Annotated in this window: 18 protein-coding genes; 16 read left to right on the top strand and 2 right to left on the bottom strand. The window is 56.9% G+C overall.

Translation table 11 applies throughout. From position 1 onward, the window contains the following. Positions 1-15 precede the first annotated feature (15 nt). Both WFN87_RS17125 and WFN87_RS17120 read left to right on the top strand, forming a co-directional pair. Positions 16-564 carry an elongation factor P hydroxylase gene (locus WFN87_RS17125; RefSeq protein ID WP_008459689.1) on the top strand — a complete coding sequence of 183 codons (549 nt, stop codon included), beginning with the start codon at positions 16-18 and terminating at the stop codon, positions 562-564. A 27-nt stretch (positions 565-591) separates the two neighbouring features. Further along, positions 592-867 carry a YfcL family protein gene (locus tag WFN87_RS17120; RefSeq protein ID WP_008459691.1) on the top strand — a complete coding sequence of 92 codons (276 nt, stop codon included), beginning with the start codon at positions 592-594 and terminating at the stop codon, positions 865-867. Between the two features lie 71 nt (positions 868-938). Here the strand turns inward: WFN87_RS17120 and mnmC are convergent, their stop codons facing one another. Beyond that, positions 939-2939: a bifunctional tRNA (5-methylaminomethyl-2-thiouridine)(34)-methyltransferase MnmD/FAD-dependent 5-carboxymethylaminomethyl-2-thiouridine(34) oxidoreductase MnmC gene (mnmC, locus tag WFN87_RS17115; protein ID WP_336983418.1), complete on the bottom strand. Its 2001-nt coding sequence runs from the start codon at positions 2937-2939 to the stop codon at positions 939-941. A gap of 158 nt (positions 2940-3097) precedes the next feature. Between mnmC and fabB the strand changes: the two genes are divergently transcribed. Together fabB and WFN87_RS17105 are read left to right on the top strand one after the other, a co-directional pair. Beyond that, positions 3098-4315: a beta-ketoacyl-ACP synthase I gene (fabB, locus tag WFN87_RS17110; RefSeq protein WP_008459695.1), complete on the top strand. Its 1218-nt coding sequence runs from the start codon at positions 3098-3100 to the stop codon at positions 4313-4315. A 225-nt stretch (positions 4316-4540) separates the two neighbouring features. Next, a complete protein-coding gene (locus WFN87_RS17105) occupies positions 4541-5722 on the top strand; it encodes an MFS transporter (protein WP_336983417.1) in 1182 nt (393 codons plus the stop codon). 56 nt (positions 5723-5778) lie between these two features. On the opposite strand, the gene flk is transcribed toward WFN87_RS17105, so the two are convergent. Next, entirely contained in the window at positions 5779-6783 is a 1005-nt protein-coding gene (gene flk / locus WFN87_RS17100; protein WP_166990871.1) for a flagella biosynthesis regulator Flk, read from the bottom strand. A 114-nt stretch (positions 6784-6897) separates the two neighbouring features. On the opposite strand from flk, the gene pdxB reads away from it, so the two are divergent. The 12 genes from pdxB to WFN87_RS17040 all read left to right on the top strand — a co-directional run bounded on the left by pdxB (position 6898) and on the right by WFN87_RS17040 (position 18934). After that, positions 6898-8034 carry a 4-phosphoerythronate dehydrogenase PdxB gene (gene pdxB, locus WFN87_RS17095; protein ID WP_336983416.1) on the top strand — a complete coding sequence of 379 codons (1137 nt, stop codon included), beginning with the start codon at positions 6898-6900 and terminating at the stop codon, positions 8032-8034. A 69-nt stretch (positions 8035-8103) separates the two neighbouring features. Then, positions 8104-9117, top strand: coding sequence for an aspartate-semialdehyde dehydrogenase (locus WFN87_RS17090; protein WP_039305160.1), 1014 nt, complete (start codon positions 8104-8106; stop codon positions 9115-9117). Continuing rightward, positions 9117-9932: a tRNA pseudouridine(38-40) synthase TruA gene (gene truA / locus WFN87_RS17085; protein ID WP_008459710.1), complete on the top strand. Its 816-nt coding sequence runs from the start codon at positions 9117-9119 to the stop codon at positions 9930-9932. Before WFN87_RS17090 ends, truA begins: the two co-directional genes overlap by 1 nt. Positions 9933-9957: 25 nt before the next feature. Beyond that, entirely contained in the window at positions 9958-10617 is a 660-nt protein-coding gene (locus tag WFN87_RS17080) for a DedA family protein (protein WP_008459711.1), read from the top strand. 138 nt (positions 10618-10755) lie between these two features. Then, on the top strand, positions 10756-11676 hold the full coding sequence (gene accD, locus WFN87_RS17075; RefSeq protein WP_008459714.1) for an acetyl-CoA carboxylase, carboxyltransferase subunit beta: 921 nt from the start codon (positions 10756-10758) through the stop codon (positions 11674-11676). Between the two features lie 64 nt (positions 11677-11740). Beyond that, positions 11741-13009: a bifunctional tetrahydrofolate synthase/dihydrofolate synthase gene (gene folC, locus WFN87_RS17070; RefSeq protein WP_336983415.1), complete on the top strand. Its 1269-nt coding sequence runs from the start codon at positions 11741-11743 to the stop codon at positions 13007-13009. Next, a complete protein-coding gene (gene dedD, locus WFN87_RS17065) occupies positions 12999-13715 on the top strand; it encodes a cell division protein DedD (RefSeq protein WP_336819261.1) in 717 nt (238 codons plus the stop codon). The genes folC and dedD overlap by 11 nt, the downstream gene beginning before the upstream one ends. Before the next feature lie 299 nt (positions 13716-14014). Further along, positions 14015-14500, top strand: coding sequence for a colicin V production protein (gene cvpA / locus WFN87_RS17060; protein WP_008459721.1), 486 nt, complete (start codon positions 14015-14017; stop codon positions 14498-14500). A 37-nt stretch (positions 14501-14537) separates the two neighbouring features. Next, complete coding sequence (gene purF, locus WFN87_RS17055) at positions 14538-16055, top strand: amidophosphoribosyltransferase (RefSeq protein ID WP_008459723.1); 1518 nt, start codon at positions 14538-14540, stop codon at positions 16053-16055. Positions 16056-16190: 135 nt separating this feature from the next. Next, entirely contained in the window at positions 16191-17603 is a 1413-nt protein-coding gene (locus WFN87_RS17050) for an MFS transporter (protein WP_336983414.1), read from the top strand. Between the two features lie 65 nt (positions 17604-17668). Continuing rightward, positions 17669-18340 (top strand): ArsR/SmtB family transcription factor, encoded by a 672-nt coding sequence (locus WFN87_RS17045; protein ID WP_166862568.1) that lies wholly within the window; start codon positions 17669-17671, stop codon positions 18338-18340. A 21-nt stretch (positions 18341-18361) separates the two neighbouring features. Then, a complete protein-coding gene (locus WFN87_RS17040) occupies positions 18362-18934 on the top strand; it encodes a UbiX family flavin prenyltransferase (protein ID WP_336983413.1) in 573 nt (190 codons plus the stop codon). The last annotated feature ends 93 nt before the right edge of the window (positions 18935-19027 follow it).

Genomic DNA, 19027 nt, shown 5'->3' with positions numbered 1-19027 from the left:
ATGAATGATGTTACTATGAGCAAACAACACCATTACCAGGAACTGATTGACGTGTTCGATAGCTGCTTCCTGGCAGAGTTTAATACCCGCTTGATCAAGGGCGATGACGAGCCTATTTATCTGCCTGCGGATGACGAATTGCCGTATAACCGCATCGTCTTCGCGCACGGCTATTACGCCAGCGGAATGCATGAGATTTCCCACTGGTGCGTGGCGGGCGCAGAGCGCCGCAAGCTGGTGGACTTCGGTTACTGGTATTGCCCGGACGGGCGAGACGCCGAAACCCAGGGCAAGTTCGAAGATGTGGAAGTGAAGCCGCAGGCGCTGGAGTGGATGCTCAGCACCGCCGCGGGCTTCCCGTTTAACGTCAGCTGCGACAACCTGAGCGGCGATTTTGAGCCTGACCGCATTGCGTTTCAGCGCCGGGTTCATGCCCAGGTTATGACTTATCTGAAAGACGGGATCCCCGAGCGCCCGGCTCGTTTGATTGACGCGTTAAGGGCGTATTATGGCACCCCTGCGCTCGAAGCCGGGCAGTTTGCCTGGCCAGAAGACCTAAACTAAAAATCACCTGTATGAAGAGGATGTATGATGATCGCGGAATTTGAGTCACGTATTTTGGCGTTGATTGATGAGATGGTGGAGCACGCCAGTGACGACGACCTGTTTGCCAGCGGTTATCTGCGTGGGCACCTGACTCTGGCGGTAGCCGAACTGGAAAACGGCGACGACCATACGCCAGACGCGCTGCATGTGGTGGTGAGCGATAGCCTGCAAAAGGCGATTCAGGCCGGTGAGCTTTCCCCGCGCGACCAGGCGCTGGTGTTGGGCATGTGGGAAACGCTTTTCGAGAAGGCGAAGTTTTAACCCTCACCCTAACCCTCTCCCTAAAAGGGAGAGGGGATAAAAGCGTTACAGAGAAGCTGATGAGGGGAACATCACTTCACCGCTTTTCCTTTCAATAGCTTCCTTACCCAAAGCCGATTCGGGTTCAGCGCCGCGAGCGTGACTGCATCCAGCGGAATAGGTTCTTCACTCATCTGCGCTGCCAGAATCTCAGAAGCCAGCGGCGCGCTACACAGCCCGCGTGAGCCCAATGCACCCAGCATATAAAGATTGTCGTAAACCGGTGCAGGCTCTGCGTTTGCACGATCCTCGGCCAGCCCGATATATTGCTCAAGCGTGGCGTCATAATCTGGCACACTGCCCACCATTGGAAGGTGGTCGCGTGAAGCGCAGCGCACGCCGCAGCGGGCTTCGTTGGCTGAAACGTCCACTTCTTTTGCCCATTCGGCATTCGGCAGGCAGCCGAGCAGGCGCTGGCGATTATGCTGCTGATCTTCTGCATTCCAGGTCATTTCATCCCGGCCACGGTGATAGCTGGCGCCAATACAATGCTGCTGGTTGTGCGGGTTGACCGGCGTCAGATAGCCGTCGTAGCACAGCACCTGGCGGAGCTGGCTTAATCCCGGCGTGGTAGGAATATGGCTGACCTGGCCGCCGACTGAATAAACAGGCAGGTTCTGAGTTTGAGAAAACCGACTTATTTGATGTCCGTTGGCCAGCACGACGGCGGCATGCTGGGCGGTATCCTGCTGAGCAAAATCTATCTTCCAGCCGCCTTTCGCGGCCGTTAAGTCGGTCACCCGGTATCCATAATGAATCTTCAACCCTTGCTGTTCGGCTAGCGCAAGAGCGCCGGCGGTAAGCTGTGCCGGGTAGAGCCAGCCGCCCAGCGGATAGCTGATGCCACCGCACTGCGTGTCCACGCCACAGGTTTCCGCCACAGTATCAGCATCCACCGTCTTCGCCAGTAAGTCTGGCAGGTTCAGACCGAGCATCTGTTCGATTTTATGGGCGCTTTTTTCATCCCAGGCGAGCTGGGTTACGCCGCACCAGGCATGATCAAAAGTTACCGGAAGGGCATCGTACAGTCGGCGCGCGAAGGTGAATGCCGCCGGGAAAAAGGTGGTTAGCGCCGCATCATGCGCGGTTAGCAGCGGGTAAAGTGCGCCCTGACGGTTGCCGGATGCGCCCTGGGCTGGGGCTTCATCCTCGCAATACAGGGTGACCTTCCAGCCTCGACGCAGCAGCGCCAGGGCGAGCAGGGCGCTGGCAATGCCGCCGCCAATAATCGCGGTTTCACGTTCACTTGTGCCAGGGCGAGCGTACCAGGGGGTGCGGGCAGGAGTATCCACGGGCTGTTGTAGAGATCCAACTAGCATTTCGCGTTTGCGGCCAAACCCTTTGCTGCGTGTCACGGTGAAGCCCGCTTCAATTAAGCCACGGCGTACAAAGCCTGCGGAAGTAAAGGTCGCCAGCGTGCCCCCAGGGCGAGCCATGCGAACCATGGCCTGGAAGAGCTGCTGCGTCCACATATCCGGGTTTTTAGAGGGCGCGAAGCCATCCAGGAACCAGGCATCGACCTGCTGATTAAGGGTGTCATCTAACTGAGATATCAGCTCGTTAATATCGCCAAACCACAGGTCAAGCGTGATGCGGCCATTGTCCAGCAGCAGGCGGTGGCAGCCGGGAATCGGCAGCGGCCATTGTTGCTGAAGCTCGGTGGCGAAGCGACTGAGCTCTTGCCAGTGCTGATGGGCCAGCGCCAGATCGGCGGCGGTCAGGGGAAATTTTTCAAAACTGATAAAATGCAGCCGTTTTAAGCAGGCATCTTCACGTTTCACACAAAATTCATCGAACGCCTGCCATAAAGTCAAAAAGTTAAGGCCGGTACCAAACCCACTTTCTGCGACCACAAAAAGCGGTCTTTCGTGGGTTGCAAAGCGTTCAGGGAGATGGTTTCCGCCGAGGAAGACGTATCGCGTCTCTTCCAGTCCGTTATCGTTAGAGAAGTAAACGTCGTCAAAATCTCGGGATACAGGTGTACCTTCTTCGTTAAAACCGAGGTTGGCGGATTGTATAGGGGAATGTTTCACGTAAGTTGCTCGTCTGACAGGCAGTGGCACGATCATAACGGCGTGAGCGGAGCGGCGCAAATTTCCGCACAATTTGGCTGATCGGACTTGTTCGGCTTACAACTGTACGCTATTGTGCGACACGAAATCCTACATAGTGCAGTGAACGAGGTATTTGAATGAAACGTGCAGTGATTACTGGCCTGGGCATTGTTTCCAGCATTGGTAATAACCAGCAGGAAGTCCTGGCATCTCTGCGAGAAGGACGCTCAGGGATCACTTTCTCGGAAGAGTTTAAAGACGCGGGAATGCGTAGCCACATCTGGGGTAACGTCAAGCTGGATACCACTGGTTTGATTGACCGTAAAGTGGTTCGTTTCATGAACGATGCCTCTATCTATGCCTATCTCTCCATGCGTGAAGCGATTGCCGATGCAGGCCTGAGCGAAGAGGTTTACCAGAACAACCCACGCGTTGGTCTGATTGCCGGTTCCGGCGGCTCTTCTAAAGCGCAAGTCTTTGGTGCTGACGCCATGCGTAGCCCGCGTGGCCTGAAAGCCGTGGGTCCTTACGTGGTGACCAAAGCCATGGGCTCTGCGGTTTCCGCTTGCCTGGCAACGCCGTTCAAAATTCATGGGGTGAACTACTCCATCAGCTCCGCCTGTGCAACTTCCGCCCACTGTATCGGTAACGCGGTAGAGCAGATTCAGCTCGGTAAACAAGACATCGTCTTTGCCGGCGGCGGCGAAGAACTGGGCTGGGAAATGGCGTGTGAGTTTGATGCGATGGGCGCGCTGTCCACCAAGTACAACGAAACGCCAGAAAAAGCTTCCCGTACCTATGACGCGCACCGCGACGGCTTCGTCATTGCAGGCGGCGGCGGTATGGTTGTGGTTGAAGAACTGGAGCACGCTCTGGCTCGTGGCGCACACATCTATGCTGAAATCGTTGGCTACGGCGCAACGTCTGACGGCGCGGACATGGTTGCCCCATCCGGTGAAGGCGCGGTGCGCTGCATGAAGATGGCGATGCACGGCGTTGATACCCCAATCGACTACCTGAACTCCCACGGTACTTCTACTCCGGTAGGCGACGTGAAAGAGCTGGGTGCGATTCGTGAAGTGTTCGCCGATCGCAGCCCGGCGATCTCTGCGACTAAAGCCATGACCGGCCACTCTCTGGGCGCCGCGGGCGTACAGGAAGCCATCTATTCTCTGCTGATGCTTGAACACGGCTTCATCGCGCCAAGCATTAACGTGGAAGAGCTGGACGAACAGGCTGCTGGCCTGAACATCGTCACTAAAGCGACGGATGCAGCGCTGACCACCGTGATGTCCAACAGCTTCGGCTTCGGCGGCACTAACGCCACGCTGGTGATGCGTAAGCTGAACGCTTAATCGCCATAATCATTCGGAATGGGGCACCTGCGGGGGCCCCATTTTTTTGCCCATTGTTCAGCATTGACAGTCGGTTAACCGAAAGGCACTATGCATTCCCCTCCATTATCATTATTGATAATGCGTAAGCGTTTAACGTTAACCAACGCACCCTGTCATCTGAACACTCAGAGGAAAGGGCGCGGGGTAACTTGCGCCTTGCTCTGAATTTATGGAGTAAGCAGTATGTCTGCAGTACCTGATTCCACTCTTAAAACGTCGAAATCGGCAAATACGTCGCTTTTCAGAATTACTTTTGCGGTCTTTCTGACCTATATGACGGTGGGCCTGCCGCTGCCCGTTATCCCGCTTTTTGTTCACCAGCAGTTGGGCTACGGCAACATGATGGTTGGCGTGGCGGTGGGCATTCAGTTTCTCGCCACCGTATTGACCCGGGGTTACGCGGGGCGACTCGCCGACCAGATGGGCGCTAAACGCTCCGTCCTGCAAGGGATGTTTGCCTGCGGACTGGCGGGCGCTGCCTACCTGCTCGCCGCGCTATTGCCGGTAGAGCCAGCGGTGAAGTTTGCCTTGCTGATCGTTGGGCGGTTGATTCTTGGCTTCGGCGAAAGCCAGCTGCTGACCGGCAACCTGACCTGGGGACTGGGGCTGGTTGGCCCTGGGCGTTCGGGTAAGGTGATGTCCTGGAATGGGATGGCGATTTATGGCGCGCTGGCTGCCGGTGCACCGCTGGGGTTGATGCTTAACAGCCAGTGGGGTTTTGTGGCGCTGGGCGTGACAACCATTGCTTTGCCGCTGATTGGGCTGCTGTTTAACGGCACCGTGAAACCTGTTCCGGCCCATAAAGGCGAGCGGCCTTCGTTATTGACTGTGATCGGACTTATCTGGCAGCCGGGGCTGGGTCTCGCGCTGCAGGGCGTCGGCTTTGCGGTTATCGGCACCTTTGTTTCGCTCTATTTTGCCGCAAACGGCTGGGCCCATGCAGGCTTCACGTTGACGGCTTTTGGCGGCGCTTTCGTACTGGTGCGCGTGCTGTTTGGCTGGATGCCCGATCGCTACGGCGGCGTGCGCGTGGCGCTGTTTTCCCTTGCGGTTGAAACCGTGGGCTTGCTGCTGCTCTGGCACGCGCCTGGAGCCTGGAGCGCGCTGCTGGGTGCGGCGCTGACCGGCTGCGGTTGTTCGCTTATATTCCCCGCGCTTGGCGTTGAAGTGGTTAAGCGTGTTCCGCCTCAGGTGCGCGGCACGGCGCTGGGCGGCTATGCTGCTTTCCAGGATATTTCATACGGTGTCACCGGGCCGCTGACCGGAATTCTGGCAACGTCTATGGGCTATTCGTCGGTGTTTATGGCCGGGGCCGTTTCTGCGGTGCTGGGGATTGCCGTGACGCTGGTGGCGTTCAGGAAGTAGGTTTGCTTGTTGCCCGTTTTTTCCCTCTCCTTTTGGGAGAGGGTTGGGGTGAGGAACTAGATCACCAGCCAGAGCAAAATCACCACCACGACCAGCGCGATCAACGCCAGACCAGGCCTCGCGCTCAGCGCCTTTATCGGCTCGATAATTGCGCTAAACATCGGGTTGTAGATCGGCTGAATATCACGCACTTCAATCGTAGCTGGCTGTCGCTCGGCGCGTTTTAAAAACACCTGATTGAGAATGTCCTGTACCTGCGCGGTCGTCAGTATCGTTTGCGGCGTGGCCTGGAAGCGCTGCTGGCTGTAATCCACCATCTCTTTCCACTCCTGCGGCTCAAGCGGCTGCTTTAGGGCCGCCTGCACGCTGTGCAAAGTAGGCGCAGACTGCTGGCTCAGCGTTTGCCTTGCCTGGAGCCAGGTTGTCAACAAAGCAAAGTGCTTAGCCGGAATGAGTTCACCGGTTTTCACGCCGGACAGCTCCAGCATTGACTGCCAGATTTGTTTGCCGGACTCGCCCGTTGCCGCGGCGAGTTTGGTGACAAGCTGGTTCAGGCTGTTGTGCTCGGCGGGGAGCAGCGGGCGGTCGGTGGCCGGGCGCTGCTGCGGCTGAGGGATGGCGAGCTGGTTGTTTTGCAGCAGCGTCAGCACGGTTTTGAGCTGGTCCGGCGTGAGCTGGCTCAGCGCCGTCTGGCCAAACTGCTGGCGGATAAAGTCGCTCACCGCCTGGCGGTTATTGCCCTGGGGCAGCAAATCGCTCAGTTGCTGAATGATCTGACGCGTTGCCAGCGTGGTTTGCGCACTGGTCAGGCGCTGATTCAGGTTCTGCTCAGCGGCAGGGAAATGCCGAGACAGCAGCGGCGTCTCGCTTTTGAGTCCCAGATCGTGCTTAAGGCCCGCCCACACTTCAGCGCTCTGCTGTTGGCTAAGCGCAATGATCCGGGTGATCAGGCGCTCCAGCACGGTACGTTGCTGGGTGGAAAGCGGCTGTTCGCCGGCGGCAGACGGTGCGGAGGGAGGTTCCCCCGGAGGACGCGGCGTGGCGCCCTGAATGGGTTGCATTATTAAATGATCCTTAAGTGCGACAAAACATTCGCAAGTAGTTCGTTATGCCCGGACGTCAGATTATGGCACACTATCCGGCCTTATCTCGACGATTAACAGACAGGTACTCAGGTGAAAATCCTCGTTGATGAAAATATGCCCTATGCCCGCGAACTTTTCAGCCGCCTGGGCGAGGTGACTGCCGTGCCGGGACGTCCGATTCCGGTGGATGCGTTAACGGATGCTGACGCGTTGATGGTTCGTTCGGTCACCAAAGTGAATGCCGAACTGCTGGACGGTAAAGGGATCAAATTTGTCGGGACGGCCACGGCCGGAACCGATCACGTTGATGAAGCGTATTTGCAAAGTGCCGGGGTGGCTTTCTCTGCCGCTCCTGGATGCAACGCGATTGCCGTGGTTGAGTATGTGTTCTCCTCCTTATTGATGCTGGCCGAACGTGATGGTTTTGAGCTGAAAAACCGGACAGTCGGCATCGTCGGCGTGGGTAACGTTGGTGCCCGTCTTCAGGCTCGTCTGGAAGCCTGGGGCGTGCGCACCTTACTGTGCGACCCGCCGCGAGCCGATCGCGGTGATGAAGGCGATTTCCTTTCGCTGGAAACGCTGGTGCAGGAAGCCGACGTCATCACCTTCCATACGCCACTGTTTAAATCCGGCGAGTATAAAACGCTGCATCTGGCGGACGAGGCGCTGATTAGCCGCCTGAAGTCTGGCGCTATTCTGATTAATGCCTGTCGTGGCCCGGTAGTGGACAACAACGCATTGCTGAAATGCTTAAAAGCAGGGCAGAATCTCAGCGTTGTGCTGGACGTCTGGGAGCCGGAGCCGGATCTCAACGTCGAGTTGCTCGACAAGGTCGATATTGGCACGGCGCACATTGCGGGCTATACGCTTGAAGGTAAGGCTCGCGGTACTACTCAGGTCTTTGAAGCCTTTAGCGATTTTATCGGCCAGTCTCAGACAGTGGCTCTGGATTCACTTCTGCCTGCGCCGGAGTTTGGCCGCATCACGCTGGCAGGCCCGCTCGATCAGCCCACGCTCAAAAGACTGGTGCATCTGGTGTATGATGTGCGCCGCGACGACGCGCCGCTGCGAAAGGTAGCCGGTCAGCCTGGTGAATTCGACAAGCTGCGTAAGAACTACCTGGAGCGCCGCGAGTGGTCATCGCTGTATGTGCAGTGTGACGATGCCGACGCGGCAGGCATGCTGCAAAAACTTGGCTTTAGCGCGGCACATCACCCGCTTCGCTAAGCAATATCTTCTGGCTCCCTGGGGCGACGTCCCGGGGAGCATCTGTTCTATTTTCTGGAGTAAACCAACATGTCCGAAGGCTGGAATATTGCCATTTTAGGCGCCACCGGTGCCGTAGGCTCAGCTTTGCTTGAACTGCTTGCTGAACGTCAGTTCCCGGTTGGTGAATTGTATGCCCTGGCGCGCGGCGAGAGCGCCGGTGAAAATCTGCGTTATGAAGGCAAAACTATCCTGGTGCAGGACGCGGCAGAGTTTGACTGGACGCAGGCTCAGCTGGCGTTCTTCGTCGCGGGCGTTGAAGCCTCCGCTCGCTATGTGGAAGAAGCGACCAATGCGGGCTGTCTGGTGATTGACTCAAGCGGTCTTTTCTCGTTGGAGCCGGACGTGCCGCTGGTTGTGCCGGATGTGAACCCGTTCGTGCTGAGTGATTACCGTAACCGTAATCTGGTGGCAGTGGCGGACAGCCTGACCAGCCAACTGCTGAGCGCGTTGAAACCGTTGATTGAGCAGGGTGGCCTGTCACGTATTCAGGTGACCAGCCTGCTGTCTGCTTCTGCGCGCGGCAAAGTGGCCGTAGACGCGCTGGCCGGGCAAAGCGCCCGTCTGCTGAACGGCATTCCTATTGATGAAGAAGACCTGTTTGGCCGCCAGCTGGCGTTCAACATGCTGCCGCTGGTGCCGGACGCCGAAGGCAGCGTGCGGGAAGAGCGTCGCCTGGTGAATGAAGTGCGTAAAGTGCTGCAGGACGATGGCTTAATGATCTCCGCCAGCCTTGTGCAGTCGCCGGTGTTCTATGGCCATGCCCAAATCGTCAACTTTGAAGCGCTGCGCCCGCTGGCGGCAGAAGAAGCCCGCGATGCGTTTGCTCAGGCAGAAGATATTGAGCTGTCTGAAGAAGGAGAATTCCCGACTCAGGTGGCGGATGCGTCCGGTAGCGGCCATCTTTCTATTGGCTGCGTACACAACGATTACGGTATGCCGGAGCAAATCCAGTTCTGGTCAGTCGCCGATAACGTTCGCTTTGGCGGCGCGCTGATGGCGATAAAAACCGCTGAGAAACTCGTGCAGGAGTATATGTACTGATGTCCGAAGTGCTAAGCGAAATTCCGCTTCATAAAATCGCGCTCGGCATTGAGTACGACGGCAGTAAATATTACGGCTGGCAGCGCCAAAACGAAGTGCGCAGCGTGCAGGAAAAACTGGAAAAAGCGCTGTCTCAGGTGGCCAATGAGCCGATTAACGTGTTTTGCGCAGGGCGCACCGATGCGGGCGTTCACGCCACGGGCCAGGTGGTGCATTTTGAAACCAGCGCGGTGCGCAAAGATGCGGCCTGGACGATGGGCGTCAATACGAATTTGCCTGGTGACATCGCCGTGCGCTGGGTAAAAGATGTGCCGTCTGAGTTCCATGCCCGCTTTAGCGCCACGGCTCGCCGCTATCGCTACGTGATTTATAATCACCGCCTGCGTCCGGCCATTCTGCAGCAGGGCGTAACCCATTTTCATCTGCCTCTGGATGCGGATAAAATGCACCGCGCCGCGCAGAGCCTGCTGGGGGAAAATGACTTTACCTCGTTCCGTGCGGTGCAGTGCCAGTCCCGCACCCCATGGCGCAATATGATGCACATTACGGTAAACCGCTACGGCGCTTACATCGTGGTGGACATTAAGGCCAACGCTTTTGTGCACCACATGGTGCGCAACATCGTCGGTAGCCTGATGGAAGTCGGCTGCGGCAACCAGGCTGAAACCTGGATGGCCGATCTGCTGGCAATGAAGGACCGCACTAAGGCCGCTGCCACCGCGAAGGCGGAAGGGCTGTACCTGGTGTCGGTGGATTACCCCGACCACTTTGCGCTGCCGCGTCTGCCGATGGGGCCGCTTTTTTTAGCCGATTGATTGCTGCTTAAGAAAGGATACTTTGATGGATTTCATCCGTTTTATCATCGACTTCATTTTGCATATCGACGTGCATCTGGCCGAGCTAGTAGCACAATACGGTGTCTGGGTTTACGCTATTCTGTTCCTGATTTTGTTCTGCGAAACCGGGCTGGTAGTTACGCCGTTTTTACCGGGTGATTCACTGCTGTTTGTGGCGGGCGCGCTGGCGTCGCTGGAAACCAACGACCTGAACGTGCATTACATGGTCATTTTGATGGTGATTGCCGCCATCATCGGCGATGCGGTGAACTACACTATCGGGCGGCTGTTTGGTGAGAAGTTGTTCAGTAATCCGAATTCAAAAATCTTCCGCCGCAGTTATCTCGATAAAACTCACGCTTTTTACGAGCGTCACGGCGGAAAAACGATTATCCTCGCGCGCTTCGTGCCGATTGTGCGAACCTTCGCACCGTTTGTCGCCGGGATGGGGCACATGTCCTATCGCCATTTTGCGTTCTATAACGTGGTCGGCGCACTGCTGTGGGTCTTGCTGTTCACCTACGCGGGCTATCTGTTCGGTAACCTGCCGGTGGTACAGGAAAACCTGAAGCTGCTGATTGTGGCAATTATCGTGGTGTCGATTTTGCCTGGCGTGGTGGAAGTTATCCGCCACAAACGCGCGGCGTCGCGGCAGTCAAAATAATACGTGGCAGCGGTTCGACCACTTTTTTATCCAAAGTAGCGGGCCGTTGTGTTTTAATGAGCACCATTTATGGTCTGGGGCAGGGAAAACTGCCGCAGAAAAGCTGGTATCGACCAGGTTCAAGCAGAAAGGTCATCAATGAGCTGGATTGAACGAATTCTCAATAAGAGCAATATTACTCCCACCCGCAAGGCGAGCATCCCTGAAGGGGTGTGGACCAAGTGCGACAGCTGCGGCCAGGTCCTGTACCGCGCCGAGCTGGAACGCAATCTTGGTGTCTGCCCTAAGTGCGATCACCACATGCGTATGTCGGCCCGCGATCGCCTGCATAGCCTGTTAGATGAAGGCACAATGGTGGAATTGGGGAGCGAGCTTGAGCCAAAAGATTTGCTGAAGTTCCGTGACTCCAAGAAGTACAAAGATCGTCTGGTTAGCGCGCAGAAAGAGACCGGCGAGAAAGACGCGCTGGTTGTCATGAAAGGCACCCTGCACGGTATGCCTGTTGTGGCTGCGGCCTTCGAGTTCGCCTTTATGGGCGGCTCAATGGGCTCCGTAGTTGGCGCGCGTTTTGTTCGTGCCGTTGAGCAGGCGCTGGAAGACAACTGCCCGATGGTGTGCTTCTCCGCTTCCGGCGGGGCGCGTATGCAGGAAGCGCTGATGTCGCTGATGCAGATGGCGAAAACCAGCGCTGCGCTGGCAAAAATGCAGGAACGCGGTCTGCCGTACATCTCCGTGCTGACTGACCCAACCATGGGCGGCGTTTCCGCAAGCTTCGCGATGCTGGGTGACCTGAACATTGCCGAGCCGAAAGCGCTGATTGGCTTTGCCGGTCCACGCGTTATCGAGCAGACCGTTCGTGAAAAACTGCCGCCGGGCTTCCAGCGCAGTGAGTTCCTGATCGAAAAAGGCGCTATCGACATGATCGTTCGTCGTCCGGAAATGCGCCTGAAACTGGCGAGCATCCTGGCGAAGTTCATGAATCTGCCAGCGCCAAACCCGGAAGCCCCGCGTGAGCCTATCGTGGTTCCGCCAGCACCGGAACAGGGTCAAGAGGCCTGATTCGCAACTAAGGGCAGGCCAGCAGGTTCTGCCCTTTTCTTTATGTGCATGTTAAGTGGGCATCATGGACAAAGACCTTATTCCTCAAGCCACGTCGCCCCTGGCCACGTGGCTTTGCTATCTTGAAAACCTTCATTCCACCACTATCGATATGGGCCTTAAGCGCATCAGCAACGTTGCGCGCAAGCTCGATGTGCTGAAACCTGCGCCAACGGTTTTTACCGTGGCCGGCACGAACGGGAAAGGCACCACCTGCCGTACGCTTGAAACCGCGCTGATGGCCGACGGCTATCGAGTAGGGGTTTATAGCTCTCCGCATCTGGTGCGTTACACCGAGCGCGTGCGCATTCAGGGTGAAGAGTTGCCTGAAGCCCTGCATACCGCCTCGTTTGCCGAAATTGAGGCCGCTCGCGGAGATATTTCCTTAACCTATTTTGAATACGGAACGCTCTCGGCCTTGCTATTGTTTAAGCAGCAGGCGGTAGACGTGGTGATTCTTGAGGTTGGCCTTGGCGGGCGTCTGGATGCCACCAATATTGTGGATTCCGATGTGGCTGTGGTCACCAGCATTGCGCTCGATCACACCGACTGGCTTGGCCCGGACCGTGAGAGCATTGGCCGTGAAAAAGCCGGCGTCTTCCGCAGAGATAACCCTGCGGTTGTGGGCGAGCCAGATATGCCGCAGACGATTGCCGATGTGGCGCAGGAGAAGGGCGCGCAATTACTGCGCCGCGGCGTTGACTGGGATTATGAAGTTAACGGCACAGGCTGGACGTTCCGGGACGCTAACGGCGAGCTTAAAGATCTGCCGCTGCCGCTGGTTCCACAGCCCAATGTCGCCACGGCGCTGGCCGCTTTACGTGCCAGCAAACTGAACGTGAGTGAAAACGCGATACGCTACGGCATCGAACATGCCACGCTGCCGGGGCGTTTCCAGATTGTGTCTCAGGCACCGCGCGTGATTCTTGATGTTGCCCATAACCCTCACGCGGCGGCTTATCTTGCGGGTCGCCTGGCGGCGCTACCAAAACAGGGTCGTGTGCTGGCGGTGATTGGCATGCTACACGATAAAGACATAGCCGGAACGCTTGCCTGTTTGTCGCCTCAGGTCGATAGCTGGTATTGTGCTCCGCTGGAAGGGCCACGAGGCGCAAGCGCAGAGCAGCTTATGGCCCATCTTGGTCACGGCAAAGCATTTGCAACCGTGGCGGACGCATGGCATGCCGCCATGGCGGAAGCAACGGCAGAAGATACCGTGCTGGTGTGTGGTTCGTTCCACACGGTAGCCCATGTAATGGAAGTACTGGACGCGGGGAGAGCAGGTGGCGAGTAAGTTTCAAAACCGATTAGTCGGAACCATTATTCTGGTCGCACTGGGCGTGATTGTGCTGCCGGGTCTGCTGGACGGGCAGAAAAAACATTATCAGGATGAGTTCGCGGCCATTCCTTTGGTGCCAAAACCTGGAGACAGCGACGAGCCCGATATGCTGCCGGCGGCTACTCAGGCTTTGCCAGCGCAGCCGCCGGAAGGCGCGGCGGAAGAGGTAAGGGCGGGCGCTTCCGTACCGCCGGGGCTGAACAGCGGGGCTATCCCGAACGAAGGCTCTGCGGGCGTTGACGAAGTGCCTGTCGCGCGCGAACAGCCTAAGCCGCAGCCCGTGCAGGAAAAACCAAAGCCTAAGCCGGTGGAAAAACCGCAGCCTAAACCTGCCGCTGATGATAACACTGGTCAGCAGCTTGCGATGGCCTCCGAACAGGCGTCGAAGGCGGAAAAAACTGCCGACAAAGCCCCGACCGGGCAAGCCTATGTGGTGCAGCTTGGCGCATTGAAAAATGCGGACAAAGTGAATGAAATTGTTGGTAAACTGCGTGGGGCCGGGTTCAAGGTTTACACCTCGCCGACCACGCCTGTGCAGGGGAAAATTACCCGTATTCTGGTCGGGCCGGATGCCTCGAAAGATAAGCTGAAGTCTTCGCTGGGCGAACTGAATTCGCTTTCTGGTCTGAACGGCGTGGTGATGAATTATTCGCCAAGGTAGTCGCCAGTGAGCCTCACCCCGGCCCTCTCCCTGGAAGGGAGAGGGGGAAAAATATCGCACCATGCTGTTCCCTCGCCCCTTTGGGGAGAGGGGTAGGGTGAGGGGAAAAACGACGGTACATCGTCGCTTCCCCCCAACGGAGTGAAGGCAAAACAGGCACTTTTTTAATGGCGTTGATGCTTTTTTCAACGCCATTATTTATTTACGCGGGGGAAGGAAATCCCTACGCAAACGTTTTCTTTTTCTGTTAGAATTCGCCCCGAACTGGACGTCAGGGCAATTTATCACGAGATTTTTTCATGATCTGGATAGATTACGCCATCATTGCGGTTATCGGTTTTTCTTGTCTGGTAAGCGTAATACGTGGGTTTGTGAAGGAAGCGTTATCGCTTGTGACCTGGGGATGTGCTTTCTTTGTCGCCAGTCATTACTACACTTATCTGTCAGTCTGGTTCACTGGCTTTGAAGACGAACTGGTACGTAATGGGATAGCTATCGCGGTGCTGTTTATCGCGACGCTGATTGTTGGTGCGATAGTCAATTATGTGATTAGCGCGCTGGTGCAAAAAACCGGCCTGTCGGGTACAGACAGGGTGTTGGGGATCTGTTTTGGCGCCTTGCGTGGCGTACTGATCGTCTCCGCCATTCTGTTCTTCCTGGATACCTTTACCGGTTTTTCGAAAAGCGATGACTGGCAAAAGTCGCAGCTTATCCCGCAATTCAGTTTCATCATCAGATGGTTCTTTGACTATCTGCAAAGCTCGTCAAGTTTCTTGCCCCGCTAATCGTAGTGGGGATGTGGCTTAATGAGGAAAAGACAACATGTGCGGTATTGTCGGTATCGCCGGTTTCATGCCGGTAAACCAGTCGATTTATGATGCGTTAACGGTGCTTCAGCACCGTGGCCAGGATGCCGCAGGCATCGTCACCATCGACGCGTTAAATTGCTTCCGTCTGCGTAAAGCGAATGGCCTGGTGAGCGATGTGTTTGAAGCCCGTCACATGCAGCGTCTGCAGGGGAATATGGGTATTGGCCACGTGCGTTACCCCACAGCCGGCAGTTCCAGCGCTTCTGAAGCTCAGCCTTTCTACGTCAACTCGCCTTACGGGATTACGCTGGCGCATAACGGTAATCTGACCAATGCTCACGAGCTGCGCAAAAAGCTGTTCGAAGAAAAGCGCCGCCACATTAACACCACTTCTGATTCTGAAATCCTGCTCAATATCTTTGCCAGCGAGCTGGATAACTTCCGCCATTATCCGCTGGAAGCAGACAACATTTTTGCTGCTATCGCCGCCACTAACCGCCAGATTCGCGGCGCTTACGCCTGCGTGGCGATGATTATCGGCCACGGCATGGTTGCCTTCCGCGACCCGAACGGCATCCGCCCGCTGGTGATCGGCAAACGCGATCTGGGCGATGGCCGCACCGAATACATGGTGGCCTCCGAGAGCGTGGCGCTGGACACTCTGGGCTTTGAATTCCTGCGTGATATCGCGCCGGGCGAAGCAGTTTACATTACCGAGAAAGGCCAGCTGTTCACCCGCCAGTGCGCCGACAATCCGGTCAGCAATCCTTGCCTGTTCGAGTATGTGTACTTTGCTCGCCCGGACTCCTTCATCGACAAGATTTCCGTCTACAGCGCGCGCGTTGAGATGGGGAAAAAGCTTGGCGAAAAAATTGCCCGTGAATGGGAAGACCTGGATATCGACGTGGTCATTCCGATTCCAGAAACCTCCTGCGACATCGCGCTGGAAATCGCCCGCATTCTTGAGAAGCCGTACCGCCAGGGGTTTGTGAAAAACCGCTACGTGGGCCGCACGTTTATCATGCCGGGCCAGCAGCTGCGCCGTAAATCCGTGCGCCGTAAGCTGAATGCCAACCGCGCTGAATTCCGCGACAAGAACGTGCTGCTGGTGGATGACTCCATCGTGCGTGGCACCACCTCTGAGCAGATTATCGAGATGGCACGTGAAGCCGGTGCCAAAAAGGTTTATCTGGCATCCGCTGCGCCGGAAATTCGCTTCCCTAACGTGTACGGCATTGATATGCCGAGCGCCAACGAGCTGATTGCTCACGGCCGCGAAGTGGATGAAATTCGCCAGATCATCGGCGCCGACGGCCTGATTTTCCAGGATCTGGACGATCTGATCGAAGCGGTACGCGTGGAAAACCCGGACATCACCCAGTTCGAATGCTCCGTCTTTAACGGCATCTACGTGACGAAAGACGTTGACCACAAATACCTGCAGTATCTCGAATCCTTGCGTAACGACGACTCCAAAGCGCTGGCGCGTCAGAACGAAGTGGAAAACTTAGAGATGCACAACGAAGGCTAAGCTAAGCCGCCCTCGTTTACAGGCCCACGGTTTACCCCGTGGGCTTTTTTATGCCCGATGCACAGAGAGACAAATTGTGGTTGGTTTTTCATTCTATCATTCCATTACTTTATGGAATGATAGATGGAAGAGTGAATGTCAGACATTACGAGTCAAAATGCCTCCTGGGCCACGCTGCTTAGCGGCCATAACGGGCTGCGATCCCTGGCCCTCGCCGGCGGCGTGGCGCTGCATGCCATTAATATTTATATCGTCACCACGATTTTGCCGACCGTCATTCAGGAGATTGGCGGCCTGGCCTGGTATGCGTGGAACACCACGCTCTTTGTCGCCGCGTCGATTGTAGGCTCCGCCATCTCTGCGAAACTGATTGCGCGCCAGGGCGCGGCGATGGCCTACCTGTCGGCCCTGCTGCTGTTTTCCTGCGGGGCGGTAATCTGCGCGCTGGCACCCTCCATGCCGGTCATGCTCCTGGGGAGAGTGGTGCAGGGACTCGGAGGTGGTGTGTTGTTTGCGCTGAGCTACGCGCTGATCCGCGTCGCCTTTGAGGCTCCGCTATGGTCCCGGGCTATGGCGCTGGTTTCCGGCATGTGGGGTATCGCAACCCTATGCGGCCCGGCGATCGGCGGTGTTTTCGCGGAGATCGGCGAATGGCGCCTTGCGTTTTGGGCGTTGCTGCCGATAGCCGCAGTGCTTGCCCTGATTGTGATGGTGCAATTTAGAAGCATGTCGAAGCCTGAAGCCGGTGAGGCACGATTGCCCGTACTTACCATCTCGCTGTTGGTCCTGTCTGTGCTAGCCATTTCCCTCGCCGGGCTGGGCGGCTCTTTGGCCCTGAATATCTCCGGAATAGCTGTTGGTCTGGGGCTAGGGTGGCTCATCGCTCGCCTGGACAGCAGGCCGGAGGCGGCAAAATTGCTGCCTCGCGGCGCTTATTCCCCGACGCGCGGTATTGGCCTGCTTTATGCGATGATGGCGCTGCTGGTCATTGGCCTGACGACGGAAATATACGTGCCATACTTTCTGCAGCTCATCCATCTATTCAGCCCGTTGTCTGCCGGTTATTTGACGGCAATGATGGCCGGGGGCTGGACGCTGGCGGCGCTTTGTAGCGCTTCAGTCAGTGCAAAAATGTCGCAGCGGATAATCTGCGTCGGGCCGCTGGTGGTGCTTGTGTCGTTGGTCACGCTGTCCATTATTATGCCGACACCTTTTAACGGCCCGGCGGGCGTGGTTGCCTGCGGTACGGCGCTGGCGGGCGTTGGGTTCGGGATTGGTCTTGCCTGGCCTCATCTTTTAACGAAGGTATTTCAGGCGGCACCGCCCGGGGAAGAAACGCTGGCGTCCGCCTCCATTACTACCGTGCAGCTTTACGCGACGGCGCTCGCCGCCGCCCTGGCCGGGGTTATTACTAACGGGGCCGGCATCACTTCACCCGGAGGGGTTGAAGGGGCCAGCGCGGCCAGTATGGCGTTGTTTGGGGTCTTCGCTTTGGCGCCGGCCGGTGCGACGCTTTTAGCAATACGTCTGAGTCGGCAGGCCAGGTGATATCTGTCACTTTAGGGGCGGCAATGCTAACATCGGCGGCGTTTGGCGGATAACGGGCAGCGTGGATGAAAAAAGTGATGGGGAGCCCGCAGGGCCAACTAGAAATACTGGCAGGTCTTGCTCGCGCGATGGCGCATCCCCATCGTCTTGCCTTGCTGGAGGCCGTTTTTCAGCACGAAAGTTCAGTTGAGCAACTGGCAGAGACAACCGGCCTTTCCGTGACCAATACCTCCCAGCATTTACAGCAGCTCAGGCGGGCCGGGTTCGTACAGTCGCGGCGCGTCGGGAAGCAGGTTTTTTACCGCGAAGGCGAAGGGCCGGTGGCAAACGTGCTTTCTGCTCTGCACAATTTTAATACCTGGCAGCACAGCGAAATGCAGCGCGTTGCGACGGAGAGTCTCTACAACCCGCAGCGGCTGGAGGGGGTTTCCATTGAAGCGCTGCTGGCCAGGCTGGAGCAGGGCGCGTTGTTGCTGGATGTTCGCTCCGCGGAAGATTATTCCGCCGGCCATATTCCCGGTGCGCTGAATATTCCGCTGGAGAAGCTGGAGCAGCACCTGTCTGATTTACCTCGCGACAGGGATATTCTGGCCTACTGCGGCGGGCGTTTCTGCGTACTTTCCAGACAGGCAGTGGCGTTTCTGCGCCAGAAAGACTTTATGGTGCAGCGCGTGGATGATGGTTTTCCTGGCTGGCAGGCGGCCGGGTTGCGAGTTGAGTCGAAATGGTCATCCTGAAAGGGTGAGAAAAGGTGATGAATGAAACGACTGATTGTCGGTATTTCCGGCGCAAGCGGCGCCATTTACGGGGTGCGTTTACTGCAGCTCCTCCAGCAGCTGCCGGAGGTGGAAAGCCACCTGGTGATGAGCAATGCGGCGCGCCAGACGCTGGCGCTGGAAACCGATTACTCGCTGCGTGATGTGCAGGCCCTGGCGGATGTTGTGCACGACTCACGGGATATCGCCGCCAGCATCTCCTCTGGTTCGTTTAAGACCATGGGGATGGCGGTGCTGCCGTGCTCGATTAAAACGCTGTCCGGCATCGTGCACAGCTATACGGACGGGCTGCTGACCCGTGCGGCGGACGTGGTGCTGAAAGAGCGTCGCCCGCTGGTGCTTTGCATTCGCGAAACGCCGTTGCACCTCGGTCACCTGCGCCTGATGACCCAGGCGTCCGAGCTGGGCGCGGTGATCATGCCGCCAGTGCCGGCTTTTTATCATCGCCCGCAAACGCTGCAGGATATTGTCGACCAGACGGTCAACCGGGTGCTGGATCAGTTTGACCTTGAGCTGCCCAAAGATCTGTTCGTTCGCTGGGGTGAACACAAGTAATGCACTGCTGCGGTGCATCACAAAATGATTGCCTCATTATGGGGCAATTCTGCAACGCCGATCGCTTTTAGAAGATTTAATCCTCGAAAACCG

Origin of the sequence: Cedecea sp. AS113 (assembly GCF_037152415.1) — a bacterium.
GTDB lineage: Bacteria > Pseudomonadota > Gammaproteobacteria > Enterobacterales > Enterobacteriaceae > Cedecea.
Note: the sequence above shows the minus strand (reverse complement) of the source record. Positions and strands in the feature narration are given on the sequence as shown.

Excerpts from the sequence above, each read along its gene's own strand:
- fabB (WP_008459695.1), top strand. The coding sequence starts at position 3,098 with ATGAAACGTGCAGTGATTACTGGCCTGGGCATTGTTTCCAGCATTGGT.
- truA (WP_008459710.1), top strand. The coding sequence starts at position 9,117 with ATGTCCGAAGTGCTAAGCGAAATTCCGCTTCATAAAATCGCGCTCGGC.
- WFN87_RS17050 (WP_336983414.1), top strand. The coding sequence starts at position 16,191 with ATGTCAGACATTACGAGTCAAAATGCCTCCTGGGCCACGCTGCTTAGC.
- WFN87_RS17105 (WP_336983417.1), top strand. The coding sequence starts at position 4,541 with ATGTCTGCAGTACCTGATTCCACTCTTAAAACGTCGAAATCGGCAAAT.
- WFN87_RS17040 (WP_336983413.1), top strand. The coding sequence starts at position 18,362 with ATGAAACGACTGATTGTCGGTATTTCCGGCGCAAGCGGCGCCATTTAC.
- purF (WP_008459723.1), top strand. The coding sequence starts at position 14,538 with ATGTGCGGTATTGTCGGTATCGCCGGTTTCATGCCGGTAAACCAGTCG.
- folC (WP_336983415.1), top strand. The coding sequence starts at position 11,741 with ATGGACAAAGACCTTATTCCTCAAGCCACGTCGCCCCTGGCCACGTGG.
- cvpA (WP_008459721.1), top strand. The coding sequence starts at position 14,015 with ATGATCTGGATAGATTACGCCATCATTGCGGTTATCGGTTTTTCTTGT.
- WFN87_RS17090 (WP_039305160.1), top strand. The coding sequence starts at position 8,104 with ATGTCCGAAGGCTGGAATATTGCCATTTTAGGCGCCACCGGTGCCGTA.
- WFN87_RS17080 (WP_008459711.1), top strand. The coding sequence starts at position 9,958 with ATGGATTTCATCCGTTTTATCATCGACTTCATTTTGCATATCGACGTG.
- accD (WP_008459714.1), top strand. The coding sequence starts at position 10,756 with ATGAGCTGGATTGAACGAATTCTCAATAAGAGCAATATTACTCCCACC.
- WFN87_RS17045 (WP_166862568.1), top strand. The coding sequence starts at position 17,669 with ATGAAAAAAGTGATGGGGAGCCCGCAGGGCCAACTAGAAATACTGGCA.
- flk (WP_166990871.1), bottom strand. The coding sequence starts at position 6,783 with ATGCAACCCATTCAGGGCGCCACGCCGCGTCCTCCGGGGGAACCTCCC.
- WFN87_RS17125 (WP_008459689.1), top strand. The coding sequence starts at position 16 with ATGAGCAAACAACACCATTACCAGGAACTGATTGACGTGTTCGATAGC.
- WFN87_RS17120 (WP_008459691.1), top strand. The coding sequence starts at position 592 with ATGATCGCGGAATTTGAGTCACGTATTTTGGCGTTGATTGATGAGATG.